Raw genomic sequence first — 18,189 nt, forward strand, 5'->3', positions numbered from 1 at the left:
GCCCCGCCCGTCACGGGACGGACCCCTCGTGACGGCGGGCCCCGTTCCCGTACCCGCACGTCCACGAGCGCAGGAGGACCCCATGACGGATCAGGCAGCCAAGGAGCCCGCTCCCCGCACGGGCACCGCACGCCGCGCCCTGCTCGGCGCCGCGGCCCTCGGCGCGGGCGCGGCCGTCGTGGGACTGCCGGGCACCGCGGCGGCGAGCGAGGGCAGGGGGCGGGGCGGCGGCGCACTGCGCGACCTGCCCGAGGTGACGGTCATCGGCCACCGCGGCACCTCCGGCTACCGCCCCGAGCACACCTTCGGCTCCTACCGGCTCGCCCTTGACATGGGCGTCCACATCATCGAGCAGGACCTCGTCCCCACGAAGGACGGCCACCTCGTGTGCCGGCACGAGAACGACATCACGCAGACCACCGATGTCGCCCAGCACCCCGAGTTCGCCGCGCGCAAAACGACGAAGACCGTCGACGGCGCGAAGCTCACCGGCTGGTTCACCGAGGACTTCACGCTCGCCGAGCTGAAGACGCTCCGCGCCGTCGAGCGCATCCCCGCCACCCGCCAGCACAACACCCTGTACAACGGCCGCTGGGAGGTGCCGACCTTCGAAGAGGTCCTGGAGTGGGCCGAGCGGGAGGGCCGGGCGCGCGGCCGGAAGATCTGGCTGTACGTCGAGACGAAGCACCCCACTTACTTCCGCGGCATCGGGCTCGGCCTCGAAGAGCGCCTCGCGCGCCTGCTGCGCAGGTACGGGCGCGACACCCGCGACTCCTCCGCGCTCATCCTCCAGTCCTTCGAGCCGACGAGCATCCAGCGCCTCAAGAAGCTCGTGCGGACCCCCGGCATCGTGCTGCTCTCGACGGCCGGCACCAAGCCGTACGACTTCGAGGCCACCGGCGACCCGCGCACCACCGACGACCTCGTGACCCCCGCCGGGCTGAAGTGGATCGCGTCCTTCGCCGAGGGCATCGGCCCCGACCTGAGCCTCGTCATCCCCCGCGAGGCGGACGGCACCCTCGGCAGGCCCACGAGCCTCGTGCGCGACGCCCACGCCCAGGGGCTGCGGCTGCACCCGTACACCGTCCGCAACGAAAACACCTTCCTGCCCGTGGACTACCGCGTCGGGAGCGACCCGAACGCGTACGGGGACGCCCTCCGGCTCTTCGAGACGTACTACGCGACCGGGATCGACGGACTCTTCTCGGACAACGGGGACACCGCGCTCCTCGCCCGCGAGAGCTACCTGGCGAAGAAGGGCCGCTGACGGCGGGGGGCGTCAGCACGGGAGCGCGGCGGCATACCTCCGGGTGAGCCGCCGCCGCTCGCGGAACCTTCCGCGCGCGCACGCGGTCCCGCCAGGCATGGAGACCACACCGCCCCCGTACGACCACTGGCATCCCCTCGTCCGCGCCGCGGCCCGCGCCGAGGCGCTCGCGCACCAGCTTGATCCGGCCGATCTCGAGCAGTCCCTGTGGGTCCGGCTCCTGGAGCGGCTGCGGGGCGCGCCGCCGCCCGCCGACCCGGCCGCCTGGCTGCGCACCGCCGTACAGGCCGAGGCACGGGCGGCGGGAACTCCGCTGGGCGAGGCCGACGCCGCACGGGAGCGGCACCGCCGCGTCCCCGAGCCCGCCGACCCGCGCCCCGGCCCCGAGCAGCAGCACATCGACGCCGAACTCCTGCGCTCCGTACGGGAAGCGGCGGGCCGGCTCCCGGGCCGCTGCCAGGTCCTCGTCCGGGCCCTGCTCTCGCCCCGCGATCTCACCTACCGCGAGATCGCGGCGGAGTTGGGAATGTCACAGGGGAGCCTCGGCCCGAGGCGCTCACACTGCCTGAACTGCTTGGGAAGACTGCTCGGACCGGCGGGCGCACAGGCCCGTTCCCGCCCTCGAAGCCGTCGGCCAGGTTTCACAGGGGGTGCGGGATGGGGAATCCTGCGGGAGACACACCGGTGAACAGGTGAGCGGGAGGCGTGCACACATGGGCGCGAGCGTGACCATCTCTGCGGCGGCCGAAGAGGACGCCGAGCAGATCCTGAAGCTCCAGTACCTCTGCTTCCAGAGCGAGGCGGAGCGGTACGGGGACTGGGGCATCGAACCCCTGACCCAGAGCCTGGAGAGCCTGCGTGCCGAGCTGCGCTCCGCGCACGTGCTCGTCGCGCGCCTCGGCGACGAGGTCGTGGGCTCGGTACGGGGCGCGGTCGACGAGGACGGGATCGCCCACATCGGCAAACTCGTCGTGCATCCCCGGTTGCAGCGGCACGGGCTCGGCGGCCGGCTCCTGGTCGCCGTGGAGAACGCGCTGCGCGCCGAGGGCCGCGCCCGCCGCTTCCAGCTCTTCACGGGGCACCGCAGCAACGTGCGCCTGTACCGCAAGTACGGCTACGCGCCCGTCGGCACCGAACAGGTCAGCGAGCGCCTCAGCATGGTGACGCTCACCAAGGAGACGGTCGCGGGCAGGCAACCGGCCGGGGTGTGAGGGACGGGGCGGGCCGCTCGCCGCGACCTGCCCCGCGCAGCCGGTACCCCCTGTGCCGCACGGGTGCCCGTTCCAGCGCGGCGCGCGTTCCGGGCGCCGACGACGCCGAGGCGTGGCCCGCCGGGCACGTCCTCCCGCGACCTCGTCGACTCGCCCTCGCCCGGCTGGGGAAAGGAGCGCGCCGAACGCGGCCGCGCTCGGGCCGGAGCGGTGAAGGGACCGGCGAAGGAACCGGCGCCCCGCCGGACCCGCTCAGGCGGCCGTCCCCGCCGCCGTCTTCGCGTCCAGCGCCTCCACGCGCGAGCGGCGCAGCCACAGCAGGGCGCTGACGGGCAGGATCACCGGGATGAAGAGGTAGCCCATGCCGTAGTCGGACCACACCGTCGAGTCCGGGAACGAGTCGCCGTCGACGAGCGTCCACGTGCCCACGACGAGCACGCCGAGAAGCTCGATCGCGCAGCAGATCCGCGCCGCCGTGCGCGCGCCCTCGCCGCCGCGTACGAGGCTCCACGTGATGAAGCAGTACACGACACCCGCGACGGCCGAGAGCACGTAGGCGAGCGGGGCGCGGTCGAACTCGGTGCTCAACTGGTAGACGGAGCGCGAGAGCGCGCCGACCACCATGACCCCGTAGACCCACAGGAGCAGGATGCCCGGACCGCTGATGAGCCTGGTCCGTCCCGCCGCCACCGGCTCGCGTGTCGTTTCGCGCTCCATCGCTCAGCCACCCCAGATGTCGTAGAGCCGGACTTCGAGAACCGCGAGGACGACGCCACCGGCCAGCACCGTCATCGAGCCCCACTTGCTGCGCTCGGTGAGCGACATGAACCCGGCCAGCGGGACGCACAGCGCGGCCCCCACGAGGTAGGCCACGAAGATCACCGTCCCCTGGTCAGGTTCCTCGCCGCGCGTGAGCCGGACGATGCCGATGACGAGCTGCGCGAGCGCGAGCAGCGAGACGACCGCCATCCCCATGAAGTGCCAGTCCTTCGTCGACTGGTCCTTGGCGAAGGCGTGCCCGCACCAGGCGGCGAGCGCGAGCGCGGCGACGGCGGTCGCGATCGTCAGGGCATCGAACATGCGGCAGACCCTAGTACGGCCCCCATTCCGCCCGAAAAGCGGCCCGCCTCCGGGACCGGCCGCAGGACGGGCCTTTCCCGCCACGGCTGCCCGACGATCCGTGCCCTCGTCCCTCATCCCCCTCGCCCCACCCGCGCGCGGCCCGTTGCCCGGCGCACGCCGTCCCGCGCCCCCGCGCCCAGGCTCTCCGTCTGCGAGGACGCCCCCACGGGCCTGCCCTTCGCCCCCGGCCGGTCGGTGCCGGAGCGTGGCATTGACCACAACGTACGCCCGCGCCGAGCCGACCGAGGACACCCTCGTGCCCGGCCTTACGGCGGTGTCAACGCAGGTCAGAAGCTGTTTTCTGAAAACCGTGACCGCTGACCGGCGCGTGCGGGCGCGTCCGGGTACTGGGCGGTAGGTGTCCGTGATGCGGACGAGTGGAGGGGTGCGCTCCACTCGTCTGGTTAACTGCCGTCATGACCACGACGAGCGCACGCATCCCCGCGACCGAGGCGAACCAGACGCCCGGTGCTCGCCGCATGTGTCGAATGTGTGCCTCCTGAGGGTCCCCGCCTCGCGCCCCGAAGCGAGACCGGCAGCACCACCGCGAAGCCGTACCCCTGACCCGGGTGCGTGCCGCGCCTGCCCGGACCTGAATCCCCGCCGCCCCACGGCCCCGGACTGCCCGGACCCGGAAGCGGCGCGAAGGTTTCCCCTCAGCACCGTGCCCCGCGCACGGCACTTCCCGTGCCGGTGAACCCCGCCGCGCACTCGACATCCCAGGGACACCCCCGTGATCACCACCCAGGACCTCACCAAGGTCTACCGGTCGGGCGGCCGTGACCTCACCGCGCTCGACGGCGTCGACCTGCACGTACGCGAGGGGGAGGTCTTCGGCGTCATCGGCCAGAGCGGCGCCGGGAAGTCCTCCCTCATCCGCTGCGTCAACATGCTGGAGCGCCCGACCTCGGGCACCGTCCTCGTCGACGGCCAGGACCTCACCGCGCTCCAGGGCCGCGGCGGTCGCGCGAGCCGCGAACTGCGTGCCGCGCGCAGCCGCATCGGCATGGTCTTCCAGCACTTCAACCTGCTGTCCTCGCGCACGGTGCGGGACAACGTCGAGCTGCCGCTCGAAATCCTCGGGCACAGCCGCCGCGCGCGGGCCACGAAGGCGGGCGAACTGCTCGAACTCGTGGGCCTCGGCGACAAGGCGAACGCCTACCCCGCCCAGCTCTCCGGCGGCCAGAAGCAGCGCGTCGGCATCGCCCGCGCCCTCGCCGGTGACCCGAAGGTCCTCCTCTCCGACGAGGCGACCAGCGCCCTCGACCCCGAGACGACCCGTTCGGTCCTCGCGCTCCTGCGCTCCCTCAACCGCGAACTCGGCCTCACCGTCCTCCTCATCACGCACGAGATGGACGTCGTCAAGACCGTCTGCGACTCGGCCGCGCTCATGGAGAAGGGCCGCGTCACCGAGTCGGGGACGCTCGACGAACTCCTCGCCACGCCGCACTCCGCCCTCGCAGCCGCGCTCTTCCCGGTGAGCGGCGAGCGCAGCGGCCCCGCGCGCACCGTCATCGACGTCACCTTCCACGGCGACTCGGCGAGCCGCCCGGTGATCTCGCAGCTCTCCCGTACGTACAACATCGACATCTCGATACTCGGCGCCGCGATGGACACCGTCGCGGGCCGCCAGGTCGGCCGGATGCGCATCGAACTGCCCGGACGGTACGAGGAGAACGTCGTGCCCATCGGCTTCCTGCGCAAACAGGGGCTCCAGGTCGAGGCCGTACGGCCCGAAGCCGGGGGCACGTCGCCGGAGAAGGCCGGGCGGCCCGGGGCCGGGGGCACGTCCCCGGAGAAGGGCGAAGGCCCCGAAGCCGGGGGCGCAACGCCGGAGAAGGCCGGGCGGCCCGCGACGTCCGGGACGACCGAGAAGCAGGGGGCGAACCGATGACCTGGTCCGAGATGCGGCCGCTGCTCAGCCAGGCGAGCTGGGACACCCTCTACATGGTCGGCTGGTCGACGCTCATCGCCGTCGCCGCCGGACTGCCCATCGGCGTCCTGCTCGTGCTGACCGCGCGCGGCGGACTGCTCCAGAACGCCGTGCTCTCGAAGGTGCTCGGGCAACTCGTCAACATCGCCCGCTCGATGCCGTTCATCATCCTCATGGTCGCGCTCATGGGCTTCACGCGCTGGCTCACCGGTACCACGATCGGCCGCGAGGCCGCGATCGTGCCGCTCGCGATCGGCGCCATCCCCTTCTACGCGCGCCTCGTCGAGACCGCCGTACGCGAGGTCGACCACGGACTCGTCGAGGCCGTGCAGTCGATGGGTGGCACGACATGGGCCGTCGTCCGCAAGGTCCTGGTGCCCGAGTCGCTGCCCTCGCTCGTCTCCAGCGCCACCACGACGATCGTGACGCTCATCGGCTACTCCGCGATGGCCGGCACGGTGGGCGCGGGCGGCCTCGGCGACATCGCGATCCGCGAGGGCTTCCAGCGCTTCGAGACCGGGCTGATGTGGGTGACCGTCGCGATCCTCGCCGTCGTCATCTCCGTCATCCAGTTCCTCGGCGACTTCGCGGCCCGCGCGCTCCACGACCGCGGCGGCCGCCGCGGACCCGCCCCCGCGCTGCGCCTCCTGCGGCCCCGTACCCCCGCGAAAGCGGCGGAGGTACGCGACACCGCCGACGCCGCCTGAGCCACCCCGGGCCCCCGCACCATCCCGGCCCCGCCCGAGCGCACTCCGCGTGGGCCCGCCCGCCCGGGCTACGGGCCACAGACCACCACCGCACCACCTCCCCGCACCCGCCGGGAGCAGCACCACCGAGAAAGGCACTTTTCGTGCGTAACCACACCCGCCGTACCACCCGTACCGCCACCGCCGTCGCCCTCGCGGGCGCCCTCGGCCTCGGCCTCGCCGCCTGCGGCTCCGACGACGACTCCGCCAAGAGCGGCTCGGGCGACAGCGACAAGGCGCTCGTCGTCGCCGCGAGCCCCACCCCGCACGCGGACATCCTGAAGTACGTCCAGGACCACCTGGCCGCGAAGGAAGGGCTCACGCTCAAGGTCAAGGAGGTCACCGACTACGTGACCCCCAACACCGCGACGCAGGACGGCTCCGTCGACGCCAACTTCTTCCAGCACAAGCCGTACCTCGACGACTTCAACAAGAAGAACGGCACCGACCTCGTCCCCGTGACCGCCGTGCACCTGGAACCGCTCGGCGCCTACTCGCACAAGGTCAAGAGCCTCGACGAGCTGAAGAAGGGCGCCACCGTCGCGCTCCCCAACGACGCGACCAACGAGGCCCGCGCCCTCAAGCTCCTGGAGAGCAACGGGCTCCTCACGCTCAAGTCCGGCGCCGGCGACGACGCGACCCCCTCGGACATCGCGAAGAACCCGAAGCACCTCTCCTTCAAGGAGCTGGAGGCCGCGCAGGTCCCGCGCTCCCTCGACGACGTCGACGCCGCCGTCATCAACGGCAACTACGCGGTCGAGACCGGCCTCAAGCCCGCGAAGGACGCCCTCGTCCTGGAGAAGGCCAAGGACAATCCGTACGCGAACCTCCTCGTCGTCAAGGACGGCAAGGAGAACGACCCGCGCGTGAAGAAGCTCGCCAAGCTCCTCCACTCGCCCGAGGTCAGGAAGTTCATCGAGGACACCTACAAGGGCTCGGTGATCCCGGCCTTCTGACCCGGCCGGACCTCGCCCCGCGGCCCCGGCCCCGGCCGCCCGAGAACGCCTCGGGTGCGCCGGGGCCTTCGCGTGCCCCGGTGGTGCGCCCCCCGGCCCCCATGCTGCATGCTGGACCATCCGGCACAGCGGCCCCGCGGGCCGCCGAAGACACCGACCAGGCCCGACCATCACGGAGCGGCGCACATGACTTCCCTCTTCCCCGATGTCTCCCTCAGCACCGAGCGGCTGGTCCTGCGCCCCTTCGAAGCCGATGACGCCGCCGCCCTGGCCGACATGATGAACGACGAGCCCGTCGCCGCCTGGACCACCTTCCCGCACCCCTTCACCCGCGCCCACGCCCGCGACTGGATCGCCCACCGCGCCCCCGGAGCGCGGCTCGGCGGCGAAGGACTCGTCCTCGCCGTCACCGAGTTCCTCACCCAGCGCCTCGTCGGCGCCGTCCGGCTCAGCCGCACCGACTGGGACCTGCGCGCCACCGAACTCTCCTGCGTCACCGCTTCCTGGGCACGCGGCGAGGGATACGCGGCCGAGGCGGCGCTCGCGGTCGCGCAGTGGCTCTTCACCCGCCGGGGCTTCGCCCGCGTCGAGCTGCGCACGGCCGCCGACAACACCGCCGCGCAGCAGGTCGCGCAGCGCATCGGCTGCGTCAGCGAGGGCGTACTGCGCGGCGCCTGGATAGCCAGGAGCCGCGACCACACCGGCGTCCTGCGCCGCAACCGCACCGACCTCATCGTCTGGAGCCTGCTCCCCGAGGACCTCGACGACGACATCGAGACCCCCGCCGTGCACGAGGAGACCCGCACCGAGCACGGCCCGGTCCGCGCCTACGCCGACTGGAACTGACAGCGGCACCACGGGGATACGCGCCCGACGGTCTCCCGCCGCCCCCTCGGTGGGACCACCCGGAGCCGCCTCTGCCCGGACACGCGTGCGACCGGTACGCTCACCCTGCCCGTACGGCCCCGCACGCTCACCGGGCCTCCGCCTCCGCGCACACCCACAGGAGACTCACGAAGATGGCCGACCGGGTCACGGTGATCGGCTGGGACGGTTCGCCGTTGACCGAGGCGGCCCGCTCCGCGCTCGGCGCGGCGACGCTCGTGGCCGGGGCTGCCCACCACCTCGCGCTTCCCGAAGTGCCCGAGCACGCCGAGCGCGTCCGGCTCGGCAGCGTGCACCTCGCGGCCCGCCGCATCGCCCTGCACCGGGGCAGTGCCGTCGTCCTCGCCGACGGCGACCCCGGCTTCTTCGGCGTCGTCCGCGCCCTGCGCGCGGGCGAACACGGCCTGGAGGTCGAGGTCGTGCCCGCCGTCTCCGCCGTCGCCTCGGCCTTCGCCCGCGCCGGGATGCCCTGGGAGGACGCCGAGATCGTCGTCGCCCACCCGCGCACCCTGCGCCGCGCCGTGAACGTCTGCCGCGCCCATCCCAAGGTCGCGGTCCTCACCTCGCCGGGCGCGGGACCCGCCGAACTCGGCCTGCTCCTCGAAGGCGTGCACCGCACCTTCGTGATCTGCGAGGAACTCGGCACCGCGCGCGAACGCATCACCGTCGTCACCTCCGACCGCGCCGCCGACCACGCCTGGCGCGACCCCAACGTCGTCATCGTCATCGGCGGCACCGCGACGACGGGCGGCACCGACAACGGCTGGATCGCGGGTCGCGACCCGGCGGGCCCCGTCCGCGGCTGGGCGCTCCCGGCGCGCGAGTACGGGGCGGAGGCGGCGCTGGAGGGCGAGGCCCGCGAACTGCGCGCCGCCCAGCTCGCCCGCCTCGGGCCCCGCACCGGCGACCTGGTGTGGGACATCGGCTCGGGGACCGGCGCCTTCGCCGCCGAGGCCGCCCGCTTCGGGGCCGCCGTGCTCGCCGTCGACGCGGACCCGGACGCCTGCGCCCGCACCACCGCCTCGGCCCGCCGCTTCGGCGTGCGGGTGCAGGTCCTCCACGGCAGCGCGCCGCACATACTCGAGGACCTCCCCGAACCCGACGTCGTACGGGTCGGGGGCGGCGGCGCACCGGTCGTCTCGGCCGTCGCCGACCGCCGCCCGGCCGCGATCGTCACCCACGCCGGGACCCGCGACGAGGCCGAACTCCTCGGCCGCACCCTGGCCGAGCACGGCTACGCCGTCGAGTGCGCGCTGCTCCAGTCCGTCGCCCTCGATGTGGGGGAGTGGACCGAAACCGAACGTACCGTCGTGTTTCTCCTTTCCGCCCACCGCCCCGATCGCGCCCCGTGAACCAGTGGCCACAGCAAGCGGGGTAGGCTGGCCGATCGTCGTACAGCTTTACGAGCTGCCCCCGGCACCCCGAACCGGCCCGTAAACCCCAGGTCCGCCCCGTGATCCGGGGTTCTGCGGGGCGGGCGCGCGCCGACGTGGCGCAGTCCACAGCCGACTGTGGCGGAAAGTGGCCGCCATCAGCGCGCCGGGACCGGGAGAATGCCCCGGGACGGCAGGGTTCTGCCCGCATCGTGCCGCAGGGCGCGTGCGCTCGTTGCTCCTCGTGGGAGGCCGGACGGCCTGCCGGTGAGCAACGGAAGGACCCGGCCGCGGTCGGCAGGTCCCGGAAGGCACGGGAAGCCGGTACGACCGGAGACAAGCGAAACAGCTGACACGTGGGCGAGGGGTACGCATGACGGACACCGGCAAGGGCCCGGCCGAGGGGCAGCCGCAGGCTGCGGCACAGCCGGGCCCGTACCCGTACCAGGGGTACGCCGCAGCTCCGGCCGAGGACGACGACCTCCTCTTCATGCCGGGCGCGCAGGGCGCCTGGACCGAGGCGCAGCCCGTACTCGCCCAGCCGGTGCAGGTGGTCTACCAGGGCCAGGCCACGGAGCAGAGCGCACCGGGCGGTCACGGGGCCGGACTGCCCGGCGCGGAGGCCGTCGGCGGCCACCACCCGCCCGTCGCCGAGGCCGCCCCCGCACCGCAGACCGTGCCCGTCGCACCGCTGCCGCAGCCCGCGCCGGTGCCGCCCGTCCCGGTCGCCGCGCCCGTCGCCCCGCTGGAGCAGCCGGATCAGGACGCTGTCGCGGTGACGCGGGAGCAGGACGGGCAGGGATACGCCGGGGCCGAGGGCTTCGCCGGGCCGGAGGCTTTCGCGGCGCCCGCTCCCGAGCCCGTGCCCGCCCCCGAGCCTCCGCTCCAGACCGTCGATGCGCCTGCCGCTGAAGAGATCGCTGCGGAGGACCGGACCGCCCAAGGCCCGGTCGACGCGGCCCCGGTGGCGGAGGGCCAGGCGGGGGAGGCCCCGGCCGTCGACGCCGCCCCCGCGCCGCCCCACGTGCCCGAACCGCACGAGACCGACGGCCGCGACAGCGGCGCCGTCGACCTCTCGGCGGTCCGCACCACGGCCGCGGCGCCCGCCCGCGCCCAGGCCCCGCAGCGGCGCCCGCTCCACATGGGCCCCGCGCTGCCCGACCCGCGCAACAGCCCGGTCCGTACCCTGGCCGACCGGGGCCCCGCCGCCCCGCGACCGGAGTACGCGACGACGCACAGCGGTACGGGGTGGACGACCGTCCCGGCACAACCCCCGGCCCCGGCGCCGGTCGCACCGGACGCGTCGGGGTGGCAGCCCGCCGCCGAGCCCGCGCCCGCCACGGAGCCGGAGGCCCCCGGGCAGGCCGCGCCCGCCACGGAGCCGGACGCCCCCGGGCAGGCCGCGCCCGCCACGGAGCCGGAGGCGGCCCCCGCCGAGGCGACGCTGACCGAGGTGGCGCAGGCCGGGGAGCCGGAGCGGGTTGCCGAGCCGGACGAGGCAGCCGAGCCCGAGGCCGTCGCGGAACCGGTGCCGGACGCCGAGGCGGAAGCGGTGGCCGCGCCGGAGGCGGCTGCCGTCGCCGAGGAGGCCGCCGTCGCCGCCGAGGAGGCCGCCGAGGCGGAGGGGCCTGCCGCCGCGCCCGCCGCCGAGCCTGCGCCTGAGACCGACCCTGCGGCCGACGCCTCGGAGGCCGCGCCTGCCGGGGCGGTCGCCGCGCCCGCCACCGCCCCCGCCGCGCCCGAGCCGGTCGTGACGATCCCCGCCCAGCAGGCGGGGCCCGTCGCCTCCGAGGAGCCGTCGGTATCGGACGAGGCAGCCGCGCCCTCCGAGGTTGCGCCCGCAGACGAATCCGCGCCCGCAGAGGAACCCGCGCCCTCCGACGCGCCCGCGCCCGACGAGCAGCCCGCCGCCGACGCGCCCGAGACGGCTGAGCAGCCCGTCCCGGCCGAGCAGACCGTCGCCGAGCAGCCCGCCGCCGCTCCGGAGGAGCCCGCCGCCGCGCTCCCCGAACCGCCCGTGGTGGAGTCCGCCGCCGAGGAGGCTGCCGCCGCCCCCGTCGTGACCCCGCCCGCCCCGCTGCCCCAGCTCCCGGGTACCCCCGTCGGAGCCGCGCAGTGGCCGAGCCCCGCCGGGGCCGTCGGCGAGCAGGACCCGGAGGACGTGCCCGAGGTCGCCCAGGACGAGCAGGGCCCGTCCGGCAGAACCACGACGCCGGAGACCAGAACACCCGAGGCCGCAGCGCCCGAGGCGGCAACGCCTGAGGCCGCCACGCCCGAGGCCGCGCCCGCCGACGCCGCCCCCGTGGCCGCGGCCCCCGCGAGCGACACCCCGGCCGCGGCCCCCGCCGCGAGCGAGACCGCCTCCGCCCCCGTACCGCCGGAGGCCCCCGCCGGGCCGCCCGCGCCCGGGTACGACGAGGCCGAGCGCGAGGCCGTGCTGCGCGTCATGCGCGAGCGGCGCGACATCCGCAACGGCTTCCGCTCCGACCCGATCCCGCCCGAGGTGCTGATCCGCGTCCTGGAGGCGGCGCACACCGCGCCGAGCGTCGGCCACTCGCAGCCCTGGGACTTCGTCGTCATCCGCTCCGAGGAGACCCGGCGCGCGATGCACGAGCTGGCCGAGAAGCAGCGCGACGCGTACGCCGCCTCGCTCCCCAAGGGCCGCGCGAAGCAGTTCCGCGAGCTGAAGATCGAGGCGATCCTCGACACCCCCGTCAACATCGTCGTCACCGCCGACCCGACGCGCGGCGGCAGGCACACCCTCGGCCGCCACACGCAGCCGCAGATGGCCCCGTACTCCTCCGCGCTCGCCGTCGAGAACCTGTGGCTCGCCGCGCGTGCCGAGGGACTCGGCGTGGGCTGGGTCAGCTTCTTCGACGAGCGCGAGATGGTGCGCGTGCTCGGCCTGCCCGAGCACCTGGAGGTCGTGGCGTACCTGTGCGTCGGGTACGTCGACGAGTTCCCCGCGGAGCCCGAGCTGATGCAGGCCGGGTGGTCCAAGCGGCGCCCGCTCTCCTGGGTCGTCCACGAGGAGACGTACGGCCGCCGCGTGCTGCCGGGCGCCGAACCCGCCGACCTGCTCACCGAGACCGTGCGGCGCATCCGCCCGCTCGACGCGAAGGCACTCGGCGAGGCATGGGAGCGGCAGAAGCGGATGACGAAGCCGCCGGGGGCGCTCGGGATGCTGGAGATCATCTCCGCGCAGCTCAGCGGCCTCTCGCGGGTCTCGCCGCCGCCCATCCCCGAACCGGCCGCCGTCGCGATCTTCGCGGGCGACCACGGGGTGCACGCCCAGGGCGTCACCGCGTGGCCGCAGGAGGTGACCGCGCAGATGGTCGCCAACTTCCTCGGCGGCGGAGCGGTCTGCAACGCCTTCGCGAAGCAGGTCGGCGCCGAGGTGTGCGTCGTGGACGTCGGCGTCGCGGCCGAACTGCCGGCCACCCCCGGGCTGCTGCCGCGCAAGGTGCGGGCGGGCACGGCGGACATGACGATGGGCCCCGCGCTCAGCCGCGAGGACGTCACCGCCGCGATCGAGGTCGGCATCGAGACCGCCCGCGACCTCGTCGCGGCCGGCAACAAGGCGCTCCTGACCGGCGAGATGGGCATCGCGAACACGACCGCGTCGGCCGCGCTCATCTCCGTCTTCACCGGCACCGACCCTGCCGAGGTCACCGGGCGCGGCACCGGCATCAACGACGAGATGCACGCCCACAAGGTCGACGTCATCCGCCGCGCGCTCGACCTGCACCGCCCCGACCCCGCCGACCCCATCGGCGTGCTCGCCGCCGTCGGCGGGCTCGAACACGCGGCCATGGCGGGTCTCCTCCTCGGCGGCGCCTCGCTGCGCACCCCGGTCGTCCTCGACGGCGTGAGCGCGGGAGCGGCGGCCCTCGTCGCCCGCGCGATCGCCCCCGAGGTCCTGGCCGCGTGCATCGCGGGCCACCGCAGCGCCGAACCGGGCCACGTCGCGGCACTCAACAGCCTCGGCCTGCGCCCCCTCGTCGACCTCGACCTCCGCCTCGGCGAAGGCACGGGCGCCCTCCTCGCCCTCCCGCTCGTCCAGAGCGCGGCCCGCGCCATGCACGAGGTGGCCACCTTCGACTCTGCGGGAGTCACGGAGAAGTAGCCCTCCGGTCCGGAGCCGCCTTCGAGGACGGCTCCGGACCGCCCCGGCCCCACCCCGTAAACTCGCCCTCGCGGAGCAACGCCGCACCGCCCCTCCCCCCGCCCCGCAAGGAGCCGCTCCGCCATGCCCTCCGCCGCCAGCCACCCCGCCTACCCCGCGGGACTCCGCCTCGCGGGCCGCAAGGTCGTCGTCCTCGGCGGCGGCCAGGTGGCCCAGCGCAGGCTCCCCGCCCTCCTCACCGCGGGCGCCGACGTGCTCCTCGTCTCGCCCACGGTGACCGCGTCCGTCGAGGCGATGGCCACGGCGGGGGAGATCCGCTGGGAGCGCCGCCGCTACCGCGCGGGTGATCTGGAAGGCGCCTGGTACGCGATCGTCGCGACCGACGACGCGGAGGCCAACACCGCCGCGTCCGCCGAGGCCGAGGAGCGCCGCGTGTGGTGCGTCCGCAGCGACGACGCCGACGCCGCGAGCGCCTGGACACCCGCGACCGGGCACAGCGCGGGCGTCACCGTCGCCGTCCTCACCACCGAGCCCGCCGAGCGCGACCCGCGCCGCACCGCCGCCGTGCGGGACTCCCTCGTGCATGCGCTCGACGAGGGCCGCGTCGCCGTGCCGCGACAGGGGAACGGCGAGACCCCGAGGGTCGCCCTCGTGGGCGGCGGTCCCGGGGACCCCGACCTCATCACGGTGCGGGGACGCCGCCTTCTCGCCGAGGCCGACGTGGTCGTCGCCGACCGGCTGGGTCCCCGCGACCTCCTCGCCGAACTCCCACCGCACGTCGAGGTCATCGACGCGGCGAAGATCCCGTACGGGCGCGCGATGGCGCAGGAGGCGATCAACGAGGCGCTCATCGCGCACGCCAAGGCGGGGAAGTCCGTAGTCCGCCTCAAGGGCGGCGACCCCTTCGTCTTCGGACGCGGCATGGAGGAGGCGCAGGCGCTCGCCGAGGCCGGTATCCCCTGCACCGTCGTCCCCGGGATCTCCAGCGCGGTCAGCGTGCCCGCCGCCGTCGGCATCCCCGTGACGCACCGGGGTGTCGCGCACGAGTTCACCGTGGTCAGCGGACACGTCGCACCCGACGACCCGCGTTCGCTGGTGGACTGGCAGGCGCTCGCCCGGCTGCGCGGCACGCTCGTGATCCTCATGGGGGTCGACAAGCTCGGCGCGATAGCCGAGGCCCTCGTGCGGCACGGCCGCGACCCCGAGACCCCGGTCGCGCTCGTCCAGGAGGGCACCACGGCCGCCCAGCGCCGCGTCGACGCGCGCCTGGCGACGGCGGCCGAGACGGCCCGCGCGCACGACGTACGCCCCCCGGCCGTCATCGTCGTCGGCGCCGTCGCCGCCCTGGACGCCTGACCGGCGGCCCCGCACACCTCTTCCGTACGCACGACCCGAGGCGGCACACCGTGGCAGTACCCGAACGCGTCGACGACCCGGCGGACCCCCGGCTCCGCGACTACACCTCGCTCACCGACGTCCAGTTGCGCCGCCGCCGCGAACCGGAGGAGGGGCTCTTCATCGCGGAGGGCGAGAAGGTCGTGCGCCGCGCGCTGGACGCCGGGCACGGGATGCGCTCGATGCTGCTCACGGAGAAGTGGCTGGCCTCCCTGGCCGACGTGATCGACGCGAGCGAGGCGCCCGTCTACCTCGTGAGCCCCGAGACGGCCGAGCGGGTCACCGGCTACCACGTCCACCGCGGCGCCCTCGCCTCGCTCCACCGCACCCCGCTGCCCGCGCCCGAGACCGTCCTCGCGGACGCGCGGCGCGTCGCCGTCTTCGAGGACCTCGTCGACCACGCGAACCTCGGCGCCGCCTTCCGCAACGCGGCGGCCCTCGGGGTCGACGCCGCGCTCCTCACCCCGCGCTGCGCCGACCCCCTCTACCGCCGGGCCGTGAAGGTCTCGATGGGCGCCGTCTTCTCCCTCCCGTACGCACGGCTGGAGAACTGGCCCAAGGACGCGGACACGATCAAGCGGGCCGAATTCACCCTCGCCGCGTTCTGCCTCTCGGACCGCTCCCTGACCCTCGACGCCCTCGTCGCCCGCCAGGACCCCCGCCTCGCCCTCCTCTTCGGCAGCGAGGGCCCGGGGCTCACCCCGGCGGCGCTCGACGCCGCCGACGTGCACGTGCGCATCCCGATGCGGGCGGGCATCGACTCCCTGAACGTCGCGGCGGCGACAGCGGTGGTCTTCTACGCGACGCGAGCGGGGGACGGCGACGCACTCGCCCCCTCCGGCGGCTGAGGAACGGGCGCGGGGCGGCGCCCGTGAGGAGTTCTCGCGGGAAGGCCATCCCTCCCGCGAGCACCGGAGCGGCTCCCCTCAGGTCAGCCCCTGCACCAGCATGATCCCGAGCGCCACGATCAGCGTCACGACGAAGAACACCACGAGCCGCTGCCGCAGCAGGCGGGGGTTGGCGGGGCGGCGGCCCGCCCCCGTACGGGTGCCGGGGCGGCTCGCACCGCCCGCCCGGCCGCTGCCGGTGCGCCGTTGCTGCCCGCCGGGGGCGCGCGATGGGCGGCCCGCGACGGGGCTCCGCTCGGCGCCGGACGGACGGGTCTCGGGGCCGCCGCCCTGCGTACCGGGGCCGGGACGCCGCGCGCCGCGCCCCCCGCCCGTACCGGCCGAGCGGGGCCGCCCGTCCCGCGTCGGCGCGGGACGCTCGCCGCGCGGCTGGGCTTGCGCCGGGGCCGCCTCCGGCCGCCGCCGCCCGCGGGGCGCCGGGGTCACCGGGCGCTGCTGCGTCGCCTGCTCGGCGTACTGCTCGGCGAGCCGTCCCGTGGGCCGCTCGATCACCTCGCGCTGTCCCGCACCGCGCGTGCTGCCGGGGTGCTGCGTCTCGCGCGCGGCGATCTCCTTGAGCCGCAGCGAGAGCTGGAGTGTGCTGGGACGCTCCTCGGGGTCCTTCGCGAGGCAGGCCCGCACGAGGGGCGCGAGCGCGTCGGGGACGCCGCGCAGGTGCGCCTCCTCGTGCACGACGCGGTAGAGCATGACCTCCGAGCTGCCCTGCCCGAAGGGGGAGTCGCCGGTCGCCGCGTAGGAGAGCGTCGCGCCGAGCGCGAAGACGTCCGTCGCGGGGGTGACGGCCGCACCGCGCACCTGCTCGGGCGCGAGGAAGCCGGGGGAGCCGACCGCCGTTCCGACGTGCGTGAGGGTGCTCGCCCCGGTCGCCCAGGCGATCCCGAAGTCGATGATGCGGGGGCCCTTGGGGGAGAGCAGGATGTTGGACGGCTTGAGGTCCCGGTGCACGACCCCCGCCTCGTGCACCGCGACGAGCCCCTCCGAGAGCGCGGCGCCCACGGACGCCACCTCGGCGGCCGTCAGCGGGCCCTCCTCGGCCACCTTGTCGTGCAAGGAGGGGCCCGGTACGTACTGCGTGGCGAACCAGGGCCGCTCGGCCTCCAGGTCCGCCGCCACGAGCCGTGCCGTACAGCCTCCGCGAATACGCCGGGCCGCCGAGACCTCACGGGCGAAACGCGAGCGGAACTCCTGGTCCTCCGCCAGATCCGGGCGGATGACCTTCAGCGCGACGCGCTGGCCCTTGCGGTCGGAGCCCAGGTAGACGACGCCCATCCCGCCCGCGCCGAGTCGCCGGTGAAGCCTGAACGAGCCGACGACACGCGGGTCCTCGCGCCGGAGCCGCATCATCGTCATGTCCATCCCCGCTGCCCGTTACTACTGACGAGCCACAGCTTACGTTTCCCCACGCCGGTGCGCGCTGAGGCCGCGCCCTCCGTGACCGAACGATTGTCTTCGCGGGACGCGCGGGTGAAAGACGCTCACCATGACGGTCCTTCACCCGCCCGGCCGCACCCCCTTCTTCGGCCAATTCCCGCAGGCTGCGGGCTCTTTCACCGGCCACGGCGACTGCCACCGGGTGCCGCGGGAGCGCCGTCCCACCCGCCCGGCGAACGGCCTCCGCCCAGTCCGACCCTCCGGAACCACCCCTTCCACCCGTGACCCACATCACGGTCCTCAGGGGAGTCCCCCAGACGATCTCCACCCAGGGGAGTAGGGGACCCTTCCGCCGTCCTCCTGGGGGAGGCCAGGCATTCGGTACGAGGGCATGACGACCCCCCTCTGTCCAGGGGGCGAGGATGGAGGCACAGCGACGGGAGCGCCACCCATCCCCCCGAGGTCACGCCCCCGTCGCTCCCTCGACCGACACCTTCGGCAGGAGAAGGACCGATGGCCACGACCGTGCCCGAAGCACCCCGTGCCCGCACGCGCCCCGCGCGCCGCCACCCCCTGGTGGCCGCCGCCATCGTCCTTCCCCTGGCAGCCCTGCTCGTGGTCGTCTTCGGCGGCTGGGACGCAGTGGTCCTCCAGGCGTCGTCCGTGGGCATGATGCCGTGACGCGCGGTTAGCGTCACGGGCCCGGAAGAGCGGTCCGGGCGGGGACATCAATGCCCGTGAAACCCCGTGGGGACGGGGGTGCGGCGGACGGCAACAGATGCCCGCGCGGCTGGGGAGCCGCGCGGGCATCATTCTTTCCCGCCCGCTGCCGCCGGGACCCGCCCCGCCACCACTCGTCCCGGCCCGCCCGCCCCCGGGAGCGCCCGTCCTCCGCC

15 protein-coding genes are annotated in these 18,189 nt (G+C 74.8%); 12 read left to right on the forward strand and 3 right to left on the reverse strand.

Going from position 1 to position 18,189, the window contains the following annotated elements:
- The first annotated feature begins 82 nt into the window (after window positions 1-82).
- From IF99_RS0113510 to IF99_RS0113520, 3 genes are all read left to right on the forward strand, one after another.
- Window positions 83-1,267: a glycerophosphodiester phosphodiesterase gene (locus IF99_RS0113510; RefSeq protein WP_030996689.1), complete on the forward strand. Its 1,185-nt coding sequence runs from the start codon at window positions 83-85 to the stop codon at window positions 1,265-1,267.
- Between the two features lie 97 nt (window positions 1,268-1,364).
- Entirely contained in the window at window positions 1,365-1,955 is a 591-nt protein-coding gene (locus IF99_RS0113515; protein ID WP_030996690.1) for a sigma-70 family RNA polymerase sigma factor, read from the forward strand.
- 25 nt (window positions 1,956-1,980) lie between these two features.
- Entirely contained in the window at window positions 1,981-2,478 is a 498-nt protein-coding gene (locus IF99_RS0113520) for a GNAT family N-acetyltransferase (RefSeq protein WP_030996691.1), read from the forward strand.
- A 252-nt stretch (window positions 2,479-2,730) separates the two neighbouring features.
- Here the strand turns inward: IF99_RS0113520 and IF99_RS0113525 are convergent, their stop codons facing one another.
- Together IF99_RS0113525 and IF99_RS0113530 are read right to left on the reverse strand one after the other, a co-directional pair.
- Entirely contained in the window at window positions 2,731-3,195 is a 465-nt protein-coding gene (locus tag IF99_RS0113525) for a hypothetical protein (RefSeq protein ID WP_030996692.1), read from the reverse strand.
- 3 nt (window positions 3,196-3,198) lie between these two features.
- Window positions 3,199-3,558, reverse strand: coding sequence for a hypothetical protein (locus tag IF99_RS0113530; protein WP_030996693.1), 360 nt, complete (start codon window positions 3,556-3,558; stop codon window positions 3,199-3,201).
- Window positions 3,559-4,333: 775 nt separating this feature from the next.
- Between IF99_RS0113530 and IF99_RS0113535 the strand changes: the two genes are divergently transcribed.
- The 8 genes from IF99_RS0113535 (at window position 4,334) to IF99_RS0113570 (ending at window position 15,862) form a co-directional block, all read left to right on the forward strand.
- The gene (locus IF99_RS0113535; protein WP_078655078.1) at window positions 4,334-5,494 is read left to right on the forward strand and encodes a methionine ABC transporter ATP-binding protein; all 1,161 of its coding nucleotides are present in this window, start codon (window positions 4,334-4,336) and stop codon (window positions 5,492-5,494) included.
- On the forward strand, window positions 5,491-6,240 hold the full coding sequence (locus IF99_RS0113540; protein ID WP_030996695.1) for a methionine ABC transporter permease: 750 nt from the start codon (window positions 5,491-5,493) through the stop codon (window positions 6,238-6,240). The genes IF99_RS0113535 and IF99_RS0113540 overlap by 4 nt, the downstream gene beginning before the upstream one ends.
- A gap of 143 nt (window positions 6,241-6,383) precedes the next feature.
- The gene (locus IF99_RS0113545) at window positions 6,384-7,235 is read left to right on the forward strand and encodes a MetQ/NlpA family ABC transporter substrate-binding protein (protein ID WP_030996696.1); all 852 of its coding nucleotides are present in this window, start codon (window positions 6,384-6,386) and stop codon (window positions 7,233-7,235) included.
- Window positions 7,236-7,421: 186 nt separating this feature from the next.
- On the forward strand, window positions 7,422-8,081 hold the full coding sequence (locus IF99_RS0113550; protein ID WP_030996697.1) for a GNAT family N-acetyltransferase: 660 nt from the start codon (window positions 7,422-7,424) through the stop codon (window positions 8,079-8,081).
- Between the two features lie 173 nt (window positions 8,082-8,254).
- Window positions 8,255-9,472: a precorrin-6y C5,15-methyltransferase (decarboxylating) subunit CbiE gene (gene cbiE, locus IF99_RS0113555; protein ID WP_030996698.1), complete on the forward strand. Its 1,218-nt coding sequence runs from the start codon at window positions 8,255-8,257 to the stop codon at window positions 9,470-9,472.
- Window positions 9,473-9,866: 394 nt separating this feature from the next.
- On the forward strand, window positions 9,867-13,619 hold the full coding sequence (gene cobT, locus IF99_RS0113560) for a nicotinate-nucleotide--dimethylbenzimidazole phosphoribosyltransferase (protein WP_030996699.1): 3,753 nt from the start codon (window positions 9,867-9,869) through the stop codon (window positions 13,617-13,619).
- 123 nt (window positions 13,620-13,742) lie between these two features.
- On the forward strand, window positions 13,743-14,975 hold the full coding sequence (cobA, locus tag IF99_RS0113565) for a uroporphyrinogen-III C-methyltransferase (RefSeq protein ID WP_030996700.1): 1,233 nt from the start codon (window positions 13,743-13,745) through the stop codon (window positions 14,973-14,975).
- A gap of 50 nt (window positions 14,976-15,025) precedes the next feature.
- A complete protein-coding gene (locus IF99_RS0113570; RefSeq protein ID WP_030996701.1) occupies window positions 15,026-15,862 on the forward strand; it encodes a TrmH family RNA methyltransferase in 837 nt (278 codons plus the stop codon).
- A gap of 78 nt (window positions 15,863-15,940) precedes the next feature.
- Here the strand turns inward: IF99_RS0113570 and IF99_RS0113575 are convergent, their stop codons facing one another.
- Window positions 15,941-17,278: a serine/threonine protein kinase gene (locus tag IF99_RS0113575; protein ID WP_030996702.1), complete on the reverse strand. Its 1,338-nt coding sequence runs from the start codon at window positions 17,276-17,278 to the stop codon at window positions 15,941-15,943.
- A 528-nt stretch (window positions 17,279-17,806) separates the two neighbouring features.
- Here IF99_RS0113575 and IF99_RS34310 point away from each other — a divergent pair.
- On the forward strand, window positions 17,807-17,974 hold the full coding sequence (locus IF99_RS34310) for a hypothetical protein (RefSeq protein ID WP_199806491.1): 168 nt from the start codon (window positions 17,807-17,809) through the stop codon (window positions 17,972-17,974).
- Window positions 17,975-18,189 lie beyond the last annotated feature (215 nt).

It is taken from the genome of Streptomyces sp. NRRL F-5630 (assembly GCF_000719475.1).
GTDB lineage: Bacteria > Actinomycetota > Actinomycetes > Streptomycetales > Streptomycetaceae > Streptomyces.